This is a genomic window from Methylobacterium sp. E-065, from assembly GCF_022829605.1.
Lineage (GTDB): Bacteria > Pseudomonadota > Alphaproteobacteria > Rhizobiales > Beijerinckiaceae > Methylobacterium.
In genome coordinates, this window is record NZ_JAKSYD010000260.1 from 109,155 (window position 1) to 128,324 (window position 19,170).

Here is a 19,170-nt window from a genome sequence, read left to right on the forward strand (position 1 = left end):
AGAGATGTCGAACCTCACCGTCATCACCTGCGCGCTCACGGGCTCCTTCGACACGCCGAAGAAGAACCCGGCCGTGCCGGTGAGCCCGGACGCCATCGCGCAATCCGCCCTGGACGCGGCGTCCGCCGGGGCCGCGGTGGTCCACATCCACGTCCGCGATCCCGCAACCGCCGCGCCCAGCATGGAACTCGCCCATTACCGCGAGGTGGTGGAGCGGATCCGCGAGAAGAACGCCGATGTGATCCTCAACCTGACCACGGGGGCGGGGGGCCGGTTCGTGCCGGGCGATCCAGATCCCTCTATGGCCGGCCCGGGCACGACCTTCGTGGGCCCGGAGGCCCGCACCCGGCACGTCACGGCGTTGCGGCCGGAAATCTGCACTCTCGACGTCGCCACGATGAATTTCGGCGAGCACCTGTTCCTGAACACGCCGGCCCATCTGCGCGCCATGGCGGGGCAGATCCGCGACGCGGGCGCGAAGCCGGAGATCGAGGTGTTCGATCTCGGCCAGATCGAGCTGGCCCGGCACCTGATCACCGAGGGGCATCTGGCGCGCCCGCCCCTGTTCCAGATCTGCCTCGGCATCCCCTGGGGCGCCCCGGCGACGCCGGAGGCGCTGGTGGCGATGCGGGCGCGGCTGCCGGAGGACGCGATCTGGTCAGCCTTCGGCATCGGCCAGGCGGAGTTCCCGATCCTGGCCGTGGCGGCCGGCATGGGCGGCAACGTCCGGGTCGGTCTGGAGGACAACCTGTACCTGTCCCGGGGCCGGCTCGCGCCGAGCAACGCCGCCCTGGTGGAGAAGGCCGTGAGCCTGCTCGCCCATATCGACCGCGAGCCGGCCACGCCCGATCAGGCGCGGGCGATGTTTGGGTTGGCGCCGCGGGAGTAGATCGCGCGCACGGAAACCGTGCATCTCCCTCGCCCCTCTGCGGGAGAGGGTGGCCCCCGAAGGGGGTCGGGTCGGGACGTAGTCCCGCAAGGGGGGAGCGACGGTGCAGAAAAGGGCCGTGCCCGTCATGAAGGCTGCGGCAGATCCTGAAGCCGCGTCCCCTCTCCCGACCCCTGCTGACGCAGGGGTCACCCTCCCCCGCTGAGGGGGAGGGATAAGAGGTAGCGCTTACGGATCGGCGGCATCCTCACCCGCGCCGGTATCAGCCGCGAATGCCCACGGATACGCTGTCTTCGAAGACCGCGAGCGCCGATCAACGCCGCCGCATTCGATAAGGACAGGGAGAGAGACATGACGCTCCGCCACCGCGCCGCGGCGCTGCTCGGGACACTGTGCGCGCTCGGCGCCGGCGCGGCGCTCGCCGCCGATCTCGTGCCGGTGAAGATCGGCGTGCTGAACGACCGCTCCGGCGTCTACTTCGACTCCACCGGCGAGGGCTCGGTGGTCGCCGCCCGCATGGCGGTCGAGGATTTCAAGCCGGAGGCGCACGGGCTGAAGGTCGAGGTCGTGGCCGCCGACCACCAGAACAAGCCCGATGTCGGCGCCTCGATCACCCGGCAATGGTACGACCGCGACGGCGTCGATGCCGTCTTCGACGTGCCGACCTCCTCGGTCGCGCTCGCCATCGCGCAGATCACCAAGGAGAAGAACAAGGCCTTCATCAACTCGGGCGGCGGCACCGCCGACCTGACCGGGCCGGCCTGCACGCCCAACACCGTCCACTGGACCTACGACACCGCGGCGCTGGCCAACGGCACCGGCAAGGCCATCCTCAAGCGCGGCGGCAAGTCCTGGTACTTCATCACCGCCGACTACGCCTTCGGCCTCGCCCTGGAGCGCGACACCAAGGCGGTCGTGGAGAAGAATGGCGGCAAGGTCGTCGGCGGCGTGCGCACGCCGTTCCCGAACCCGGATTTCTCCTCGTTCCTGCTCCAGGCTCAAGGGTCGGGCGCCCAGGTGATCGGGCTCGCCGATGCCGGGCTGGATGCCGCCAACGCGATCAAGCAGGCGCACGAATTCGGCATCCGCCAGGGGGGCCAGACCCTCGCGGCCCTGCTGATCGCCATCACCGACATCCACTCGCTGGGCCTGGACGTGGCGCAGGGCCTTACCTTCACGGCCTCGTTCTACTGGGACCTCAACGACGGCACCCGGGCCTTCGCGAAACGGTTCGAGACGCGCATGCCCGGCAAGAAGCCGACCTCGTACCAAGCGGGCGTCTATGCCAGCACGCTGCACTACCTGAAGGCGGTGGCGGCGCTGCACTCGGCCAAGGACGGCGCCGCGGTGGTGGCCAAGATGAAGGAGCTGCCGACCGACGACCCGCTGTTCGGCCAGGGCACGATCCGGCCGGACGGGCGCAAGATCCACCCGATGTACCTGTTCGAGGCCAAGACGCCCGCCGAGTCGAAGGGCGAATGGGACCTCTACAAGGTGCTGGAGACGATCCCGGCCGAGCAGGCCTTCCGCCCGATGAGCGAGGGCGGCTGCCCGATGGTGGCCGGCATGACGGGCAAGTAGGGGCCGGCTGATCCCACCCATCCCCCTCATCCTGAGGTGCCGCGTCAGCGGCCTCGAAGGAGGGCTCCAGGAATCGGGGCGGTTGCTGGAGTGCTCCTTCGAGGCCTCCGCTTCGCTCCGGCGCCTCAGGATGAGGTCGCGATTTGGATGTCCGTCACACCACCCCGATCCGATCCAGGGCCGCCATCGCGTCGTCCGGCAGCCGGAGTTCCGCCGCCGCGAGGTTTTCGCGCAGGTGGCCGAGGGAGGACGTCCCCGGGATCAGCAGGATGTTGGGCGACCGGCGCAGCAGCCATGCCAGCGCCACCTGCATCGGCGTCGCGCCGAGCCCGGCCGCCACCGCCGACAGGCTGTCCGACTGGAGCGGGCTGAACCCGCCCAGCGGGAAGAACGGCACGTAGGCGGTGCCGGCAGCCGCCAGTTCGTCGATGAAGGCGTCGTCGTCCCGGTGCGCGAGATTGTACTGGTTCTGCACGCAGACGATCTCGGTGATCCGCCGCCCCTCGGCAACCTGCCGGGGCGTGGCGTTGCTCAAGCCGATCCGGCGGATCAGCCCCTGGCGCTGGAGATCCGCCAGCACGGTGAGCGGCGCCTCGATCGGCCCCTCCGCCGGCCCGTGGACATCGAACATCAGGCGCAGGTTGACCACGTCGAGGGCATCGACGCCCAGGTTGCGCAGGTTGTCGTGGACCGCCTGGGTGAGTTCCGCGGCCGAGAAGGCGGGGTTCCACGAGGCGTCGGCTCCGCGCTTGGCGCCGACCTTGGTGACGATCACGAGCCCGTCCGGATAGGGATGAAGCGCCTCGCGGATGATCTGGTTGGTGACGTGCGGCCCGTAGAAGTCGCTGGTGTCGATGTGGTCGACGCCCGCCGCCACGGCCGCGCGCAGCACCGCGATGGCGGCGTCCCGGTCCTTGGGCGGCCCGAACACGCCCGGCCCGGCGAGCTGCATGGCCCCGTAGCCCAGCCGCGTCACGGTCCGGTCTCCGAGCGGGAACGTCCCGGCCTGCGCAATATCCGTCATGGCGAATCTCCTGTTGGCGCCCCGGATGTAGACGGCACCGATTGCGCCGATAAGTCGTGACGATCGGCACGGGCCGTGCGCATTCTCGAACAATGACCCAGGATCTCGCCGATCTCACCGCCTTCGTGACCGTGGCGCGGGCCGGCGGTTTTCGCGAGGGCGCCCGCGCCGGGGGCGGGAGCGCGTCGCGCCTCAGCGAGGCCGTGCGCCGGCTCGAAGCGGGGCTCGGCGTGCGCCTCCTGAACCGCACGACCCGCAGCGTCGCCCCCACGGAGGCGGGCGCCCGCCTGCTCGAACGGCTCACCCCGGCGCTCGCCGAAGTCGAATCTGCCCTCGACGTGGTGAACGGGTTCCGCGATCGGCCGGCCGGGACGCTCCGGCTGAACGTGCCGCTGAGCGCGGCCCGGCTGGTGCTGCCGGTGCTCGTGCCGCCCTTCCTGGCGGCGTACCCCGAGATCCGCCTGGAGATCGTCGTCGAGGACGGGTTCGTGGACGTGCTGGCGGCGGGCTGCGATGCCGGCATCCGCTACGACGAGCGGCTGGAGCAGGATATGATCGCGGTGCCGATCGGCCCGCGGCGGCAGCGTTTCGCCACGGCGGCAGCCCCGGCCTATCTCGAAAGGCGCGGACGCCCGGACCATCCGCGCGATCTCCTGGCCCATGCCTGCCTGCTCGGCCGGTTCCCCAGCGGCGCCCTAACGGCGCCCTGGGAATTCGAGCGCGACGGCGCCATCGTCCGGGTGGACCCGTCCGGGCCGCTGATCGTGCGGGTCGGCGCCAGCGACCTTGCCGTGGCGGCCGCGGTCGCGGGGACCGGGATCATCCACCTGTTCGAGGACTGGCTGCGCCCGCAGCTCGACAGCGGCGCCCTGGAGCCGGTGCTGGAGCCCTGGTGGCAGGTCTTTTCCGGCCCGTTCCTCTATTATCCGGGCCGGCGGCACCTGCCGGCGCCGCTGCGCGCCTTCGTGGATTTCGTCAGTGCGCGGCAGCCGGTGTTGGATCCGGCAGTGCGAACACCGTGAGCTGCCCGCCCGGCGCCGTGTAGTGCGACAGCGCCGCGTAGCCGCCCACCGCCCCCGAGCCGTCGGCGGGGTCGGTCAGCCCGGCCGCCAGCCCGATCCCGGCCCAGCCGCCGATGCCCGAGAGCACCGCCACGTATTGCCTGCCGTCGTGCAGGTAGGTGGTGACGTTGCCCACGATCCCGGACGGGGTCTTGAACCGGTACAGTTCGTGCCCGTCCCGGGCATCGACCGCCTTCAGGTAGCCTTCGAGCGTGCCGTAGAAGACGATGTCGCCCGCGGTGGCGAGCGCCCCCGACCAGACCGAGAAGGGCTCGGGAAGCGACCACGCGATCCGCCCCTTCGCCCCGTCCCAGGCGATGAAGGCGCCGGTCCGGTCCGAGCCCTCGGGCGGGTGCAGGGTCAGGGTCGCGCCGACATAGGGCTGGCCGGGCGTGTAGGTCACCCGGAACGCCTCGTAATCCATGCACATGTGATTGGTCGGCACGTAGAACAGCCGCGTCTTGGGTGAGTAGGCCGCCGGCTGCTGGTTCTTGGCGCCGAGCGCCCCGGGGCAGATGTTTTTTGTGGTTTCGTCCTCGTCGGCCTCGCCCGGCGCGTAGCGCTTGTCGACCACCGGACGACCGTAATCGGAAGCGGCGGGATCCATGCTGATCCGGCTCGCCCAGTTGACGCTCGGGTCAAACTTCTCCGCCACCAGCAATGCGCCGGTCGCCCGGTCCAGCGTGTAGCCAAAACCGTTGCGGTCGAAATGGGTCAGCACCTTCCGGGAGCGCCCGCCGATCGCCTGCTCGGTGAGGATCATCTCGTTGACGCCGTCATAATCCCACTGGTCGTGGGGGGTCATCTGGTAGACCCAGCGGGCCATGCCGGTGTCGGGGTCGCGGGCGATGATCGACATCGCCCAGCGGTTGTCGCCGGGGCGCTGGGCCGGGTTCCAGGTCGCGGGATTGCCGGTGCCGTAATAGACGAGGTTCAGCGCGGGATCGTACGAGAACCAGCCCCAGCTGCAGGCGCCACCGGTCCGCCACTGGTCGCCCTCCCAGCTCCTGAGCGAGGAATCCCGGCCGATCGGACGGCCGAGCTCCGTGGTCTTCTCCGGATCGACCAGCATCTCGGCATCCGGCCCGGTGGCGTAGGCGCGCCACAGGCGTTGTCCGCTGGCCTGATCGTACGCCGTGACGTGGCAGCGTGCCCCGTACTCGCCGCCGGCCAGCCCGACGATCAGCTTGCCGTGGACCGGCAGGACCGTGGCGGTGTTGGTCTCGCCCCGGCCCGGATCGCCGTTCTTCACCGACCACAGCACCCGGCCGGTCTCCGGATCGAGGGCGACGACCGTCGTGTCGGCCTGCTGGAGGAAGAGGCGCCCCTCCGCGTAAGCGAGCCCGCGCGAGACCGTGTCGCAGCACATCACGGCGATGACGCCCGCATCCTGCCGGGGGGCGTAGCGCCACAGGATCTTGCCGTCGTGGTCGAGGTCGAGGGCGTAGACGATGTTGGGGAAGGGCGTGTGCACGAACATCCGATGCCCGACCACGATCGGCGCGCCCTCGTGCCCGCGCAACACGCCGGTGGAGAAGGTCCAGGCGACCTTGAGGCGCCCGACATTGCCGGCGTCGATCTGTGCGAGATCGGAATAGCGGGTGTTGGCGTCGTCGAGGGTCTGGAGGACCGGCGACGGCTGCGCGGAAGCCGTGCCGGTGAGGCCGGCGAACATCAGGGCCGCGAGGAGTGAAGCCCGCAACGGGAGATTCTCGTCCGATCTTGTCCGCAGAGGCTTCAGCATTCTCTCACAGTCCTCCTGATCGTCGCGCGCCTCTCCCTCCCCCGCAGAGCTACGATATTCACACATCGGCTGGGGGAGACGCGCTCTCCTCCCCCTTGTGGGGACGAGCTGGAGGTGGGGGTGGCGCAGAAAGCACCGTCACGCGTGTTCCTGACCCCCCCACCCCTGACCCCTCCCCACAAGGGGGAGGAGAAACGCGCTCGTTTTTCAAGGGCTTGGTGTTCGGCAGAGAAGTGTGGATCCGTTAGCCCGCAAGGGGGCATAGAAGCGGATGCGCGCGCTGTCCGGATCCGAGCATAGACAATGTGGATCCCCGCACGCCTTGCGGGTGAAGAAGCGAGCGCCCCCGTCACATCCGCTCTTTGACCACCGCCTCGGCCTGGGGATCGGGCTCGTGGCCGGCCTCGCGCAGGAGGGGCACCACCTCGGCCGCCTCGCCTGTGACGAGGTAGCTCAGGTCGAGCCCTTCGCGGATGAAGCCGTGGCCGCGCATGTGCTCGAACAAAGCGAGCAGCGGCGCCCAGAACGCCGCCACCGAGACCAGCACCACCGGCTTGCGATGGCGCCCGAGCTGCGCCCAGGTCAGCTGCTCGACCAGCTCCTCCAGCGTGCCGATGCCGCCCGGCAGGGTCACGAAGGCGTCCGAGCGCTCGAACATCAGGCGCTTGCGGGTGTGCATGTCGGGCACCACCACGGTCTCCTGAATGTCCGCCAGCATGTGCTCGCGCGCCTGGAGGAAATCCGGGATGATGCCGGTGACGTGGCCGCCGGCGTCGAGCGCGGCGCGCGCCACCGCGCCCATCAGGCCGACATCGCCGCCGCCATAGACGAGGCGCATCCCGGCCTGCGCGATGGCCGTCCCGAGCACCTCGGCGGCCGCGCGGAAGGCGGGGTCCCGCCCGAAGCCGGAGCCGCAATAGACACAGACTGTCCTCACCGGGGCCATCCGGCGCCCTCCCTCGCGCGTCTGTTGCGAGCCGTCCGAGACATGCCCCGCGCCGATCGGTCCAAGGGCCAAACTGCTGAAGTCGCGGGGGATTCACCCGCCGGGGCGGCGGGACGGCTTGGTGTCGGCACCATGTACGGTATTATGCCGTGTTCCGTCGACGGTTTTTCCCGCACGGCGAGCGAGATCGAGGGAGGCTCAGGTTGGCGATGTCGGGACAGGTGCGGCGCAGTCTCGCCCTGGCGCTCGTCGGCCTCCTCGGTGGCCTCGGGCTCGTGGCGGCCCTGTTCGGCGGGGAGTCGCTGCGCCAGCTGACCGGCCGCGGCACGCCGGAGAACGCCGCGCAGTCGTTGGCCGATCCCGGCGCGCTTGCCTTGCGCCAGGACCCATCCCGCGACGGCAAGCCGGGTGCGGACGCGGGCCTGCCCCGGGCCGACGCCCCAGCGGACCCCGCCCGCGCGGCCGGATCCGGCAAGCCGGCCGCCGCGGTGCCGCGCTTCGACATCGTCCGGGTCGAGCCGAACGGCGATGCCGTGGTGGCCGGCCAGGGTGCGCCGAACGCCGTCGTCGAGATGCTGGTCAACGGCAAGCCGGTGGCCCGGGCGACCGCCGACGAGGGGGGACAATTCGCCATGGTGCCGCCGGCCCTGCCCGCGGGATCGAGCCAGATCCGGCTGCGCATGACCGGCAAGGACGGGCGGGCGGCCGAGTCGGAGCAGAGCGTGGCGGTCGAGGTCGCCCCCGGGCGCGACCGCCAGCCGCTCGTCGCCCTGACCGCCCCGGACGCGGCAACCGTGGTTCTGTCGCAGCCGGGCGCCAAAGCCGATGCCAAGTCCGCCGCCGCGGCATCGCCCGGCGCCGCGGGTCCGGGACAGCCGACCCGGATCGCGAGCGTGGACGTGCAGGAGAACGGGCGGCTGTTCGTCACGGCGACAGGCACCCCCGGCGCGGCGATCCGGCTCTACCTCAACGACACGCTGATCGCCCCCGGCCGCGTCGGCCCGGACGGGCGGGCGAGCTTCACGATCGGGCGCGGCGTGAAGCCCGGCCAGTATCAGGTGCGGATCGACCAGATCGACCCGGCCACCGGCAAAGTCGAAACCCGCGCCGAGGTGCCGCTGTCCGTGGCCGAGCCGACCCGGATCGCCGCGCGTGATACCGCCGGCTCCCAGGCGGCGACCATCCCGGGCCATGCCCAGGGCACCATTCCGAACCCTGCCGCGAACCACGCCTCGGGCCCCTCCGCGAACGGAGCCCGATCGACCGGGCAGGGCGTCGGCCCCGGCCTGGGTCGGGGTGCAGGGCCGGGCGGCGCTCAAGGCGTGCGGCCAGGCAGCGCGACGGATGGCGGGACGGGCAGCACGAAGGCGATGCCCGGACGGCCTGAGCCGCAAACCCCCGCCGCGGTGGCGCCGGGTCCGGCCGAGGCCCGGAGCACCCCGGCGGAGGCGAGCGCCGACGGCGCGGTCTACGTGCCGGAGATTAGCACGGCCAAGATCACCCGCGGCGACAACCTGTGGCGGATCAGCCAGCGCACCTACGGCCGCGGCGAGCGCTACACGGTGATCTACGACGCCAACCAGACCCAGATCCGCAATCCCGACCTGATCTATCCGGGCCAAATCTTCGTGCTGCCGGCCGATAAGCGCGGTTGAACGCCCCTCACTCCACCACCTGATCGTCCCCCGCGAAGGCCAGCCGGCGCAGCCGGCGCAGGGCCGCGGCCAGTTCATCGTGCGACGGCACCGCCAGGGCCAAGCGGACCGCGTTCGGCGCGTGGCCGGGGGCGACCGCGAAGGCCGGGGCCGGGATCAGCGCGATACCCTGGCGCAGGGCCGCCGCCGCAAAAGCCTCTGCCCGCCACGTCTCGGGCAGTTCCAGCCAGAGGTGATAGGCACGGCTGTCGCCGACCACCCGCAGATCCGCGAGCGCCGCCCGGGCGATCACCTGCCGGGCCGCCGCGTCCCGGCGCTTGACCGCGGCCAGCGCGGTGGCCGAGCCCCCCGCCATCCAGTGCATGCCGGCGGCGAGCGCCAGGCCGAGGGCCGTCCAGGCGCCCTGGCGGATCGAGGCGGCGAGCCGGTCGGTCAGGGGTGGGGGCGCCGCCACGAGGCCGAGCGTCAGCGAGGGCATCACCCGCTTGGACAGGCTGTCCACCAGGATCACCCGGTCGGGCGCGAGACAGGCCAGCGGACGGGCATCCGCGAGGAAGCCGTAGACCGCATCCTCGATGGCGGTCAGCCCGGTCTGCGTGAGCATTGCGGCGAGGGCGGAGCGCCGGCCCGGCCCCATCGTGGCGCCCAGCGGATTCTGGAGGGTCGGCTGGAGGTAGACCCCGCTCAGCGGGTTCGCCCGGTGGGCTTGGAGCAGCGCGTCGGGGCACATCCCCTCGGCATCCATGGCGACCGGCACCAGCGTGATCCCGAGCCGGGCCGCGATCGCCTTCACCATCGGGTAGGTCAGGGGCTCGCAGGCGATCCGCTCGCCCGGCGCCGCCAGCGCGGCGAGCGCTGCCGCGAGCGCCTGCCGCCCGTTGCCGGTGAACAGGATGTCGGCGGGGTCGGGACTGTGGCCGTCCCGGGCGAGGAATGCCGCCGCGATCGCCTGCGCCTGCGGTGTCCCCGCGGGCCCGTACTGGCCGAACGCCATCGCGCCACCCTCGCCGGCGAGCGCCGCGAGCGTCTCGGCCAGCACGGCCTCCTGCTCGGGCAGCCGCGAATGGGTCCGCTGCAGATCGATCGCCGCGGGCGGCGGCTCCGGCTGGAGCAGTCCGTTCCGGCCCGGCGCGGACCGGACATAGGTGCCCCGCCCGACCTCGCCGGTCACGAGGCCCCGGCGGCCCAGTTCCGCATAGACCCGGCTCGCCGTCGAGACCGCGATGCCCTGTGCGTACGCGAAGTCGCGCTGCGGCGGCAGCTTCGCCCCGGGCGGGAGCCGGCCGGCCGCGATGTCGGCGGCGATCGCGTCGGCGACGGACCGGAAATCCGCCGATCCCATGATTGCTCCGAGGTCAATGTTTCGATTGATCCGAGATCTGTATCGGATCAATGCTGCCCCCGCAATCCCGGCCGGACTGCCCAACCGCCACCGGATCTTTCCTGATGCCCGCCCTCACGCTGACCCGCTCCCCCGCCGCCGATCGTCCCGCTTCCGGTCCTGCCCTGCTGCGCCTCTGGCTGACGCGGCTGCGCGACCGCCGGGTGCTCGCCGCCCTGCATCCCGAGCAGATCCGCGAGGCCGGCCTGGATCCGTGGCGCCTGCGCGCCGAGATCCGAAAGCCGTTCTGGCAGGCGTGACGCGGTGCCCTGCACGCAGCGCGGGTGATCCGGCGCCGCCACGGGCCTATATGCGGGGTACACGACACCCCGCCCCGCAGAATCCTTCATGACCGACACGAACGCGCCCCCGGCCGGGCCGACGCCCCAGGCTGGGGGTCTTTCTGCCGAGCGCCCAGGCTTGATCGCCACCTACCGCCGGCTCTGGCCGCATCTCTGGCCGCACGGGCGGCCGGACCTGCAGCGCCGGGTGTTCCTGGCGTTCGGCCTGCTGCTCGCCGCCAAGCTGGTGACCATGGTGACGCCGTTCACCTTCAAGTGGATCACCGACGCGCTGGTCGCGGCCATCGGGGGCAAGGATGCGCCGGTGCCGACGGGCCTCCTCGCCGCGCCGATGCTGCTGATCGCCCTCTACGGCGTCTCGCGGATCGCCATGTCGGCGCTGACCCAGATGCGCGACGGGCTGTTCGCCAAGGTGGCGATGCATGCGGTGCGGCGGCTGGCGCTCCAGACCTTCGAGCACATGCATCGCCTGTCCCTGCGCTTCCACCTGGAGCGCAAGACCGGCGGCCTGACCCGGGTGCTGGAGCGCGGCCGTTCCGGCATCGAGGAATTGTCGCGCCTGATGGTGCTGACGCTGGTGCCGACCATCGTCGAGTTCGTGCTGGTGCTCGGCGTGCTGGCCTACGAGTTCAGCTGGACCTACGCGGCGACCGCCTTCGCGACGGTCGCGGCCTATCTGGCCTTCACCTACAAGGCGACCGAGTGGCGGATCGCGATCCGCCGCCGGATGAACGCGTCGGATACCGACGCCAACACCAAGGCGGTCGATTCGCTGCTCAACTATGAGACGGTGAAGTATTTCGGCGCCGAGCAGCGGGAGGCCGCCCGTTACGACGTGTCGATGGCCAAGTACGAAAAGGCCTCGACCCAGACCTACGTGTCGCTGGCGGTGCTCAATGCCGGGCAGGCGGTGATCTTCACGCTGGGCATGACCGCCGTGATGTGGCTCGCCGCGCGCGACATCCTGGCCGGGCGCACCACGATCGGCGGCTTCGTGCTGGCCAACACCATGCTGGTGCAGCTCTCGATGCCCTTGAACTTCATGGGCATGATCTATCGCGAGATCAAACAGGCGTTGATCGACATCGACGACATGTTCCGCATCCTCGGGCAGAACCCCGAGATCGCCGATCGGCCGGGGGCGGCGCCGTTGCACGTCGCGGGCGGCACGGTGCGGTTCGAGGATGTTCGCTTCGCCTACAATCCCGAACGGCCGATCCTGCGCGGCGTCTCCTTCGAGATCCCGGCGGGCCAGACGGTGGCGGTGGTGGGGCCCTCAGGGGCCGGCAAGTCGACCCTCTCGCGCCTGCTGTTCCGGTTCTACGAGCCGCAGGGCGGCCGGATCGGCATCGACGGGCAGGACATCGCCGCGGTGACGCAGGAATCCCTGCGGGCGGCGATCGGCATGGTCCCGCAGGACACCGTGCTGTTCAACGACACGATCGGCTACAACATCCGCTACGGCCGGGCCGACGCCACCGAGGCCGAGCTGCGCGAGGCCGCCCGGCTCGCCCAGATCGATGGGTTCGTGTCGAGCCTGCCGGAGGGCTACGACACCCCGGTCGGCGAGCGCGGCCTGAAACTCTCGGGCGGCGAGAAGCAGCGGGTCGCCATCGCGCGCACGATCCTGAAGGCGCCGCCGATCCTCGTGCTCGACGAGGCGACCTCGGCGCTCGACAGCTTCACCGAGGCCGAGATCCAGGCGGCTTTGGACCGGGTCAGCCGCGGCCGCACCACCCTGGTGATCGCCCACCGGCTGTCGACGGTGGTGAACGCCGACGCGATCCTGGTGCTCGACCACGGCCGCATCGTGGAGCGCGGCACCCATGCCGAGTTGCTGGAGGCCGGGGGCGTCTACGCGGCGCTCTGGGACCGCCAGCGCGAGGCCGACGCGGCGCTCGAGGTGCTCCAGCGCGCCGACGCGCCAGTGGTGCCGGTGCGAACCGGACGCGCGGGCGTGCCGGAGACGGCGGCCGCGGAGTAGGGGGGCGGGAGGAGCCCGCTCAGGCCTCGGTCTCGATCGGCTTCACGCTCAGGCGCAGACCGATGGCCTTGAGCACGCCCATCAGCGTGTCGAGCTGCGGGTTCCCCTTCTCCGAGAGGGTCCGGTAGAGCTGCTCGCGGGAGCGGCCTGTCTCCTGCGCGATCTGTATCATCCCATGCGCGCGTGCGGCCGCACCGAGGGCATGACTCAGCAGAGCAGGATCGTTATCTTCCAACACGGCTTCCAGATATGCCGCGATATGCTCCGGTGTCTTCAGATGCTCGGCGGTATCGTAGGGGAACGTCTCCAGGGCCATGGTCATATCTCCTTCGCCAAGCGCTTGGCCTCACGGATATCGCGAGCCTGCGAGCCCTTGTCGCCGCCGCACAGCAAGATGATGATCCTGTTGCCTCGCTGGATATAGCTTGGGCCATTCCCCCGGCGCCGAAAGGCGGGTGGGGACGATGACGCGCGTCCGAGAGAGCCACGACCGACCCGAGGGAGACGATCCGCCGATAACTTCCGTCCGAACCGGCGGCGTGTATCATGGCGCCATGACCGAGCTCCTGGAACGAGCGATCGCGTGCGTCCGCGCGCTCCCCGACACCCTGCAGGACGATGCCGCCCGCATGCTGCTGCTGTTCGCGGGTGAGGCGGACAGACCGGTGTACCAGCTGACGCCGGAGGAGGAGGCGGACCTTGCGGCGTCGGATGCGGAAGTGGCACGCGGCGAGTTCGCGACGGACGAACAGATCCGCGCCATCTGGGCGAAACATGGACCGTGAGCGTTCGGTATACCCTCACGGCGGCGCGGCAAGTCGAGGCCGCGCTTGAATACCTGGCTGCGCAGTCCCCGGAGGCCCCGCCCGGGGATTGCGAGAGCGCCTGCTCGTGGTGACGACCCTCTTGGAAGCCCATCCGTTCATGGGACACGGAACCAGCGTGCGGCACATCCGCCGGTTTCCGCTTGGGACCTATCCCTATCTCGTGGACTATTCGATCGGCCGGGACGCGATCATCGTGCGCCGCTTCCGTCACGCCTCCCGGCAGCCCCTGTCCTGACCGCGACACCCAGCCTTGCCCGAGATAAGTTGACGCCGGACCGGCAGGCTGCCATCCGCCCGGCAGAGCCCTGATCCTCGAGCCCCCACAGAATGACCGACCTCATCGAGACGATCCGCCGGACGCTCGTGCCGATTCACAAGGAGGGCTATCCCTTCATCCTGATCGGCATCGTGCTGACCGTGCTGGCCGGCACCTTCTCCCAGTTCTTCGGCTGGATCTTCCTGATCCTCACCCTCTGGGTCTGCTACTTCTTCCGCGATCCCGAGCGCGTCACCCCCGTGGCCGACGGGCTCGTGGTCTCGCCGGCCGACGGGCGCGTCAACCTGATCGCCACCGTCCTGCCGCCGCCTGAACTCGACCTGCCGCAGGTCCCCACCCTGCGCGTCTCCGTGTTCATGAACGTGTTCGACTGCCACGTGAACCGCGCGCCGGTCTCGGGGCGGATCGGCCAGATCCACTACACGCCCGGCCTGTTCCTCAACGCCGAGCTCGACAAGGCGAGCGACGACAACGAGCGCAACGGCATGGTGATCGAGACGACTCATGCCGGCGCGCCGAAGCGCGTCGGCGTGGTGCAGATCGCGGGGCTGGTGGCCCGGCGCATCGTCGGGTTCGTCTCGGCGGGCGACGTGCTGGGCGTCGGCGAGCGATTCGGACTGATCCGCTTCGGCTCCCGGGTCGACGTCTATCTGCCGGCGGGCGCGACCGTGCTGGTCGGGCTCGGCCAGAAGGCTGTGGCCGGCGAGACGGTGCTGGCCGATCTCGGCGGCGGCCCGGATCGGGTGTTCAAGCGGATCTGACCCTATGGACGATCTCTTCCCGCCCTTCGAGCCCGATCCGAACGAGCCGCGCCCGCGCCGATTCAAGCCGGTGCCGTTCCGGATGATCGCGCCCAACATGATCACCCTGATGGCGCTCTGCCTCGGGCTGACCGCGATCCGCCTCGCCTTCGAGGGCAAGTTCGAGCCCGCGGTCATCGCCGTTGTGGTGGCGGGCGTGCTCGACGGCATCGACGGGCGGGTGGCGCGGCTGCTCAAGGGCACCTCGCGCTTCGGGGCGGAACTCGATTCGCTCGCCGACTTCGTGAATTTCGGCTGCGCCCCGGCGCTGATCCTCTACGGCTTCGTGCTGTTCCACCTGAAGTCGGTGGGCTGGATCGTGGCGCTGATCTTCGCCATCGCGATGGCGCTGCGGCTCGCCCGGTTCAACGCGATGCTGGACGATCCGAACCGGCCGGACTGGAAGAAGGATTTCTTCGTCGGCATGCCGGCCCCGGCCGGCGCGCTGACCGCGATGCTGCCGCTCTACCTGCACTTCCTCGGCTTCGGCCTGGAGCGCTGGGCGGCGCCCGCGATCCTGATCTACGTGCTGTGCATCGCCCTGCTGGTTGTCTCCACGGTCCCGACCTACTCGGGCAAGACCATGGGCAAGCGGGTGCCGCGCAGCCTCGTGCTGCCGATCTTCCTGTTCGGCGTGGCGGCCTTCGGGATCCTGATCAGCTACCCGTTCGAGGCCCTGGTGGCGGTGAGCGGAGGGTATCTCCTGACCATCCCGGTCGTCGCCGCGCAGTACCGCCGCCGTCTCAAGGCGGAGCCGGCCGTGGGTGCCGAGGAGCGGTCCGTCGCGGTAGCAGGGGAACCGCCCGCCACTGCAACAACTGAATAACCGCTGGCCGTCGCCGAATAATCCCCTACCTTGGCCATGTCCGGCGAGGGGGATTCGACGATGCTTGACGAGTTCAAGAAATTCGCGCTGCGCGGAAACGTGGTCGATCTCGCGGTCGGCGTGATCATCGGCGCCGCCTTCGGGGCGATCGTCAATTCAGCGGTCCAGGACGTCTTCATGCCGGTGATCGGTGCGGTCACCGGCGGGCTCGATTTCTCGAACTACTACATTCCGCTCTCGTCCAAGGTGCAGGCCGGCCTGCCCTACATGGACGCCAAGAAGCAGGGCGCGGTCATCGGCTACGGCCAGTTCCTGACCTTGACGCTGAACTTCGTGATCGTGGCCTTCGTGCTGTTCCTCGTGATCCGGGCGATGAACCGCCTGCAGACCGCGCAGCCCAAGGAGCCGGAGGCTATCCCGGCCGACGTGAAGCTGCTCTCCGAGATCCGCGACCTCCTGGCCGCGAAGCCGCGGGTCTGAAACCCTCAGGTCCCGCGCGAGCCCGGCTCCTCCGGCTTGACGCCGAAGGCATCGAGGATCTGGTCGAGGGCCTGGCCCACCGCCTCCGTGCCCTCCTCGTGGGTCTTCAGCCGCGTCTCGAGTCGGCGGATCTGCGGCTCGAACACCTCCGGGACGGAATCGTCGCCGAGGAATCGGGGCTTGTCGGCCTCCACCGGCAGGACGCCGCGGAGTTGCTGGCCGAGATGGTCGCGCACCGGCTCGGGCAGCACGGCGCCGGGTTCATGAGAGCCGGGCTCTAGGGGATTGTCGTTCATGGTCGCCTCGCGGGTCGATCCGCTGATCAACGGCCGGTCGGATGAAGCGTTGCGCCGACGGCAGCATCAAGTGGGGGACCCCGGAGCACAGGGCTCCGGGGTCCCAGGGGCCGATACGAGACCGGCCCCTGGGATTAGTCGATGACCTCGACGATCCGGTGGCCGCGATCGACCAGCACCGGACGGTCGTTCACCACCGTGTAGCGGTAGCCCGGCTGCACGCGGTACTCGCTCGGGACGTCGTAGTAGGTCACGCCCGCGGACGGCAGGGTGCTGCCCACGGCGACGCGACCGTCGTAATCGTACGAGCGGACGTTGCGCTCGCGGACATAGCTGCGGAAGCGCGGCGCCATGTCGACGCCGAGGATGCCGCCCACCGTACCGGTGGCCGCACCGACGGCGCCGCCGACGATCCCGCCGATCGGGCCGGCCGCATCGGCACCCGCGGCCGCGCCGCGCTCGGCACCCGGGATGGTGCCCTGGGCCTGGGCGGCCAGCGGCAGCGACAGGACGAGGGCCGAGGCGGCGATGAGGGTCTTGATGGTCATACGGGATTGCTCCGTTCCGTGGCGTTCCGCCGCGGTCACGCGGCGAAGCTCGGGCCGGTAACGCCCGATACCCGGAATCGGATGCATCCCTTTTTGCGGACGAGGGCCGAGGGCTAACGCGGCCTTACGGTCCGGGCCTCACGCGTCCTTGGGCATCGCCGACTGGATGAACCGGTCGGAGCCGAGATCCTCCTCGTCGTAGCCGAGCAGCTCCGCCAGGCGGCCCCGGGCGCGGCTGACGCGGCTCTTCACGGTGCCGACCTTGCAGCCCATGATCGTGGCCGCCTCCTCGTAGGAGACGCCCTCCGCGCCGACCAGCACCAGGGCCTCGCGCTGGTCCGGCGGCAGCTTGGCGAGCGCCGATTGCAGATCCTCGACATCGAGCCGGTCGCCCTGGTGCGGGGCGGTGGCGAGGCGCGCCGCGTAGGACCCGTCCTGATCCTCGACCTCGCGGACCCGCTTGCGGTGATCCGAGTAGAAGATGTTGCGCAGGATCGTGAACAGCCACGCGTTCAGGTTGGTGCCCGGCTGGAACCGGGCCCGGTGCTGCCAGCCCTTGAGCAGGGTGTCCTGGACGAGGTCGTCGGACCGGGCGGGATTCGAGGTCAACGACAGTGCGAAGGCGCGCAGGGACGGAACGGCGGCCAGCAGCCCGTTGCGGAATTCCGGCTCGATCGCCTCGCCCCGGGCGCGGAGAGCCGCCTCGAGCTGTTCGATCAGGTCACCGAAGCGGGACGGGAGCGTCTCCTCGCCGATCCGCTCGTAGACGGTGCGCAGATGCTCGCCGAGATGCGTGCGGATGCCGGCATTCAGGTTCGGGCGGCCATCCCGAGTCGCGTCCTCCTGGGACAGGACGGTGTCGGTGTCGTCGCGGGTCATGCGTATCGCGCTCGTCAACTCATCGTGGCTCGACCGGTGATCCCGACAGGATCGAGGCGGATCGCTTGCCGGCTTGAACCCGGGCAAAGGTCCGGCCGCTGCGCTCCTGTTACCGGCGTTCTAACGCATCGGGCGCGGGCATGCACCCTCAGCCAAAACACACTTAAGCTAAGTTGGCCGGTCTCAACAGACGGATCGTCCCGTCCCGCAGGGTCAAGACGTCGCCGCGGGCGAGGTCGGTCCAGCTCTCGTCCCGGGTCAGCGCCTTCGTGGCGATGACGGTGACGATGTCGTGCTCGGTGGTCTCCCGGGCGAAATCGACCTGCCAATCCTCGTCGATCAGGGTGGCCTTGCCGAAGGGGGCGCGGCGGGTGAGGTAGCAGAGGCTCTTGCCGCAATGGGCGTAGAGGGTGCGGCTGTCGGTCAGCAGCATGTTGAACACGCCGAGCCCGTGCAACTCGCCCGCAAGGTCGGCCACCGCCCGGTCGAGGGCCCCGGGCCGGGGCAGGGCCTTGTAGCGGTTCTGCAGGCGTCCGAGCATCCAGCAGAAGGCGTGCTCGCTGTCGGTGGAGCCGATCGGCATGAAGCCGCCGAGCGGCAGCCTTTTCACGCCCTTGAGCTGGCCGTTATGCGCGAAGGTCCAGCGGCGGCCCCACAATTCCCGGGCGAACGGGTGCGTGTTCTCGAGGCTGACCCGGCCGCGGTTGGCCTTGCGGACATGGGCGACGACGATCCGGCTCTTGATCGGCATGTCCCGCAGGAGGCGGGCGAGCTGCGAGCGGGCGCTCGGCTCCGGCTCGTGGAAGCTGCGGCAGGTCCGCCCGTCGTAGAAGCTGATGCCCCAGCCGTCGGCATGGGGCCCGGTGTCGCCGCCGCGCCGGGCGAGGCCCGCGAAGGAGAAGCGGATGTCGGTCGGCACGTTGGCGCTCATGCCGAGCAGTTCGCACATGGTCTCCCACTTTCCGCCGCGCGCCACAGGTGCGGACGAGCGGATTTAGAGACGTTCGACCTTTGGGACAACCGACGTTTCAGCCCCTGTCCTGAGAATGATCCAGGGCCCGGAGCACCGCGGCGGCGTCGTGCCGGATCACCGTCAGGTAGGCTCGCATCGGCGTATCCGGCTGGGCGCGGCCTTGTTCGAGGGCGCGGAGGACCCCGATCGGAAAGCCGAAGCGGGCCGCGAACTCGGCCTGCGTGAAACCGAGCCCTAAACGAACGGCCTTCACATCAAGGTTTGGTGAGCCGTGAACGCGTTAGGTCCCTGGCTGTGCCTCACCGCGGGCGATGGCCAGGGCCTGCTGGGCGGCTTCGACCAGTCCTTCTCCGAATGCGGTCATCTCTGGCCTCCGCTCAGCCGTTACCGTGCGAGATAGTCGGTGAGCGTCATCCCGACCATGATGGCGACCCAGAAGAAGCCGAGCCCCGAGAACAGCCGGATCAGCGGCGGCTCGTGGATCACCTCCATGGAGACCAGCAGGATCAGCGCCACCATCACGGCGACGACGGCGAGTTCGACGATCCAGACCTGCGCGAAGGGCAGGGTGGCGCCGAGCGTGACGTTGACGGCGAGCAGGGCGAGCAGGGCCAGGAAGGTCAGCACCGGCGTGCGCAGGCGTTTGCGCAGGAGGGCGCGGTCGTCGGTGCTCAGGGTGGCGAGCGGATTGCGCATC

The 19,170-nt window shown here is 70.2% G+C and carries 22 protein-coding genes; 11 read left to right on the plus strand and 11 right to left on the minus strand.

Translation table 11 applies throughout. The features are described 5' to 3' along the window. Positions 1–4 precede the first annotated feature (4 nt). Together MKK84_RS30395 and MKK84_RS30400 are read left to right on the plus strand one after the other, a co-directional pair. On the plus strand, positions 5–889 hold the full coding sequence (locus tag MKK84_RS30395; RefSeq protein WP_243925948.1) for a 3-keto-5-aminohexanoate cleavage protein: 885 nt from the start codon (positions 5–7) through the stop codon (positions 887–889). 351 nt (positions 890–1,240) lie between these two features. Beyond that, positions 1,241–2,470, plus strand: a complete 1,230-nt coding sequence (locus tag MKK84_RS30400; RefSeq protein ID WP_243925950.1) for an ABC transporter substrate-binding protein — start codon at positions 1,241–1,243, stop codon at positions 2,468–2,470. A 154-nt stretch (positions 2,471–2,624) separates the two neighbouring features. Here the strand turns inward: MKK84_RS30400 and MKK84_RS30405 are convergent, their stop codons facing one another. Then, the gene (locus MKK84_RS30405) at positions 2,625–3,494 is read right to left on the minus strand and encodes an aldo/keto reductase family oxidoreductase (protein WP_243925952.1); all 870 of its coding nucleotides are present in this window, start codon (positions 3,492–3,494) and stop codon (positions 2,625–2,627) included. A gap of 92 nt (positions 3,495–3,586) precedes the next feature. Here MKK84_RS30405 and MKK84_RS30410 point away from each other — a divergent pair, with 92 nt between their 5' ends. Next, entirely contained in the window at positions 3,587–4,516 is a 930-nt protein-coding gene (locus MKK84_RS30410; protein WP_243925954.1) for a LysR family transcriptional regulator, read from the plus strand. On the opposite strand, the gene MKK84_RS30415 is transcribed toward MKK84_RS30410, so the two are convergent. Both MKK84_RS30415 and MKK84_RS30420 read right to left on the minus strand, forming a co-directional pair. Continuing rightward, entirely contained in the window at positions 4,470–6,230 is a 1,761-nt protein-coding gene (locus tag MKK84_RS30415) for a methanol/ethanol family PQQ-dependent dehydrogenase (protein WP_243926018.1), read from the minus strand. The two genes, MKK84_RS30410 and MKK84_RS30415, sit on opposite strands and share 47 nt — an antisense overlap. Before the next feature lie 418 nt (positions 6,231–6,648). After that, the gene (locus MKK84_RS30420) at positions 6,649–7,245 is read right to left on the minus strand and encodes a TIGR00730 family Rossman fold protein (RefSeq protein ID WP_243925955.1); all 597 of its coding nucleotides are present in this window, start codon (positions 7,243–7,245) and stop codon (positions 6,649–6,651) included. Positions 7,246–7,454: 209 nt separating this feature from the next. Here MKK84_RS30420 and MKK84_RS30425 point away from each other — a divergent pair, with 209 nt between their 5' ends. Next, on the plus strand, positions 7,455–8,900 hold the full coding sequence (locus MKK84_RS30425; RefSeq protein ID WP_243926020.1) for a LysM peptidoglycan-binding domain-containing protein: 1,446 nt from the start codon (positions 7,455–7,457) through the stop codon (positions 8,898–8,900). Positions 8,901–8,907: 7 nt separating this feature from the next. Here MKK84_RS30425 and MKK84_RS30430 read toward each other — a convergent pair whose 3' ends face one another. After that, positions 8,908–10,242 carry a PLP-dependent aminotransferase family protein gene (locus MKK84_RS30430; RefSeq protein WP_243925957.1) on the minus strand — a complete coding sequence of 445 codons (1,335 nt, stop codon included), beginning with the start codon at positions 10,240–10,242 and terminating at the stop codon, positions 8,908–8,910. Between the two features lie 104 nt (positions 10,243–10,346). On the opposite strand from MKK84_RS30430, the gene MKK84_RS30435 reads away from it, so the two are divergent. Next, on the plus strand, positions 10,347–10,541 hold the full coding sequence (locus tag MKK84_RS30435) for a translation initiation factor IF-2 (RefSeq protein WP_243925958.1): 195 nt from the start codon (positions 10,347–10,349) through the stop codon (positions 10,539–10,541). Positions 10,542–10,629: 88 nt separating this feature from the next. Then, the gene (locus MKK84_RS30440) at positions 10,630–12,567 is read left to right on the plus strand and encodes an ABCB family ABC transporter ATP-binding protein/permease (protein WP_243925960.1); all 1,938 of its coding nucleotides are present in this window, start codon (positions 10,630–10,632) and stop codon (positions 12,565–12,567) included. 19 nt (positions 12,568–12,586) lie between these two features. On the opposite strand, the gene MKK84_RS30445 is transcribed toward MKK84_RS30440, so the two are convergent. Beyond that, the gene (locus MKK84_RS30445; RefSeq protein ID WP_243925962.1) at positions 12,587–12,883 is read right to left on the minus strand and encodes an addiction module antidote protein; all 297 of its coding nucleotides are present in this window, start codon (positions 12,881–12,883) and stop codon (positions 12,587–12,589) included. A 238-nt stretch (positions 12,884–13,121) separates the two neighbouring features. Between MKK84_RS30445 and MKK84_RS30455 the strand changes: the two genes are divergently transcribed. The 5 genes from MKK84_RS30455 to mscL all read left to right on the plus strand — a co-directional run bounded on the left by MKK84_RS30455 (position 13,122) and on the right by mscL (position 15,777). After that, positions 13,122–13,352, plus strand: a complete 231-nt coding sequence (locus tag MKK84_RS30455) for a hypothetical protein (protein ID WP_243925964.1) — start codon at positions 13,122–13,124, stop codon at positions 13,350–13,352. A gap of 88 nt (positions 13,353–13,440) precedes the next feature. Next, positions 13,441–13,629, plus strand: coding sequence for a type II toxin-antitoxin system RelE/ParE family toxin (locus MKK84_RS30460; RefSeq protein ID WP_243925966.1), 189 nt, complete (start codon positions 13,441–13,443; stop codon positions 13,627–13,629). A gap of 92 nt (positions 13,630–13,721) precedes the next feature. After that, the gene (locus MKK84_RS30465; RefSeq protein ID WP_243925968.1) at positions 13,722–14,432 is read left to right on the plus strand and encodes a phosphatidylserine decarboxylase; all 711 of its coding nucleotides are present in this window, start codon (positions 13,722–13,724) and stop codon (positions 14,430–14,432) included. Positions 14,433–14,436: 4 nt separating this feature from the next. Further along, the gene (locus MKK84_RS30470) at positions 14,437–15,297 is read left to right on the plus strand and encodes a CDP-alcohol phosphatidyltransferase family protein (RefSeq protein WP_243925970.1); all 861 of its coding nucleotides are present in this window, start codon (positions 14,437–14,439) and stop codon (positions 15,295–15,297) included. Positions 15,298–15,357: 60 nt separating this feature from the next. Beyond that, positions 15,358–15,777, plus strand: a complete 420-nt coding sequence (mscL, locus tag MKK84_RS30475; RefSeq protein ID WP_243925972.1) for a large conductance mechanosensitive channel protein MscL — start codon at positions 15,358–15,360, stop codon at positions 15,775–15,777. Positions 15,778–15,782: 5 nt separating this feature from the next. Here the strand turns inward: mscL and MKK84_RS30480 are convergent, their stop codons facing one another. From MKK84_RS30480 to MKK84_RS30505, 6 genes are all read right to left on the minus strand, one after another. Further along, the gene (locus tag MKK84_RS30480) at positions 15,783–16,073 is read right to left on the minus strand and encodes a hypothetical protein (protein WP_243925973.1); all 291 of its coding nucleotides are present in this window, start codon (positions 16,071–16,073) and stop codon (positions 15,783–15,785) included. A 134-nt stretch (positions 16,074–16,207) separates the two neighbouring features. Continuing rightward, positions 16,208–16,621, minus strand: coding sequence for a DUF1236 domain-containing protein (locus tag MKK84_RS30485; protein WP_243925975.1), 414 nt, complete (start codon positions 16,619–16,621; stop codon positions 16,208–16,210). 138 nt (positions 16,622–16,759) lie between these two features. Next, entirely contained in the window at positions 16,760–17,500 is a 741-nt protein-coding gene (locus tag MKK84_RS30490) for a NepR family anti-sigma factor (protein ID WP_243925977.1), read from the minus strand. A gap of 163 nt (positions 17,501–17,663) precedes the next feature. Continuing rightward, entirely contained in the window at positions 17,664–18,449 is a 786-nt protein-coding gene (locus MKK84_RS30495) for a class II glutamine amidotransferase (RefSeq protein WP_243925979.1), read from the minus strand. 79 nt (positions 18,450–18,528) lie between these two features. After that, complete coding sequence (locus tag MKK84_RS30500) at positions 18,529–18,726, minus strand: helix-turn-helix domain-containing protein (RefSeq protein WP_243925981.1); 198 nt, start codon at positions 18,724–18,726, stop codon at positions 18,529–18,531. Between the two features lie 131 nt (positions 18,727–18,857). Continuing rightward, the gene (locus MKK84_RS30505) at positions 18,858–19,169 is read right to left on the minus strand and encodes an oxidase (protein ID WP_243925983.1); all 312 of its coding nucleotides are present in this window, start codon (positions 19,167–19,169) and stop codon (positions 18,858–18,860) included. Position 19,170: the final 1 nt, after the last annotated feature.

Coding starts and splice junctions, on each gene's coding strand:
- MKK84_RS30395 (WP_243925948.1), top strand. CDS start 5: ATGTCGAACCTCACCGTCATCACCTGCGCGCTCACGGGCTCCTTCGAC.
- MKK84_RS30400 (WP_243925950.1), top strand. CDS start 1,241: ATGACGCTCCGCCACCGCGCCGCGGCGCTGCTCGGGACACTGTGCGCG.
- MKK84_RS30405 (WP_243925952.1), bottom strand. CDS start 3,494: ATGACGGATATTGCGCAGGCCGGGACGTTCCCGCTCGGAGACCGGACC.
- MKK84_RS30410 (WP_243925954.1), top strand. CDS start 3,587: ATGACCCAGGATCTCGCCGATCTCACCGCCTTCGTGACCGTGGCGCGG.
- MKK84_RS30415 (WP_243926018.1), bottom strand. CDS start 6,230: ATGTTCGCCGGCCTCACCGGCACGGCTTCCGCGCAGCCGTCGCCGGTC.
- MKK84_RS30420 (WP_243925955.1), bottom strand. CDS start 7,245: ATGGCCCCGGTGAGGACAGTCTGTGTCTATTGCGGCTCCGGCTTCGGG.
- MKK84_RS30425 (WP_243926020.1), top strand. CDS start 7,455: ATGTCGGGACAGGTGCGGCGCAGTCTCGCCCTGGCGCTCGTCGGCCTC.
- MKK84_RS30430 (WP_243925957.1), bottom strand. CDS start 10,242: ATGGGATCGGCGGATTTCCGGTCCGTCGCCGACGCGATCGCCGCCGAC.
- MKK84_RS30435 (WP_243925958.1), top strand. CDS start 10,347: ATGCCCGCCCTCACGCTGACCCGCTCCCCCGCCGCCGATCGTCCCGCT.
- MKK84_RS30440 (WP_243925960.1), top strand. CDS start 10,630: ATGACCGACACGAACGCGCCCCCGGCCGGGCCGACGCCCCAGGCTGGG.
- MKK84_RS30445 (WP_243925962.1), bottom strand. CDS start 12,883: ATGGCCCTGGAGACGTTCCCCTACGATACCGCCGAGCATCTGAAGACA.
- MKK84_RS30455 (WP_243925964.1), top strand. CDS start 13,122: ATGACCGAGCTCCTGGAACGAGCGATCGCGTGCGTCCGCGCGCTCCCC.
- MKK84_RS30465 (WP_243925968.1), top strand. CDS start 13,722: ATGACCGACCTCATCGAGACGATCCGCCGGACGCTCGTGCCGATTCAC.
- MKK84_RS30470 (WP_243925970.1), top strand. CDS start 14,437: ATGGACGATCTCTTCCCGCCCTTCGAGCCCGATCCGAACGAGCCGCGC.
- mscL (WP_243925972.1), top strand. CDS start 15,358: ATGCTTGACGAGTTCAAGAAATTCGCGCTGCGCGGAAACGTGGTCGAT.
- MKK84_RS30480 (WP_243925973.1), bottom strand. CDS start 16,073: ATGAACGACAATCCCCTAGAGCCCGGCTCTCATGAACCCGGCGCCGTG.
- MKK84_RS30485 (WP_243925975.1), bottom strand. CDS start 16,621: ATGACCATCAAGACCCTCATCGCCGCCTCGGCCCTCGTCCTGTCGCTG.
- MKK84_RS30490 (WP_243925977.1), bottom strand. CDS start 17,500: ATGACCCGCGACGACACCGACACCGTCCTGTCCCAGGAGGACGCGACT.
- MKK84_RS30495 (WP_243925979.1), bottom strand. CDS start 18,449: ATGTGCGAACTGCTCGGCATGAGCGCCAACGTGCCGACCGACATCCGC.
- MKK84_RS30505 (WP_243925983.1), bottom strand. CDS start 19,169: ATGCGCAATCCGCTCGCCACCCTGAGCACCGACGACCGCGCCCTCCTG.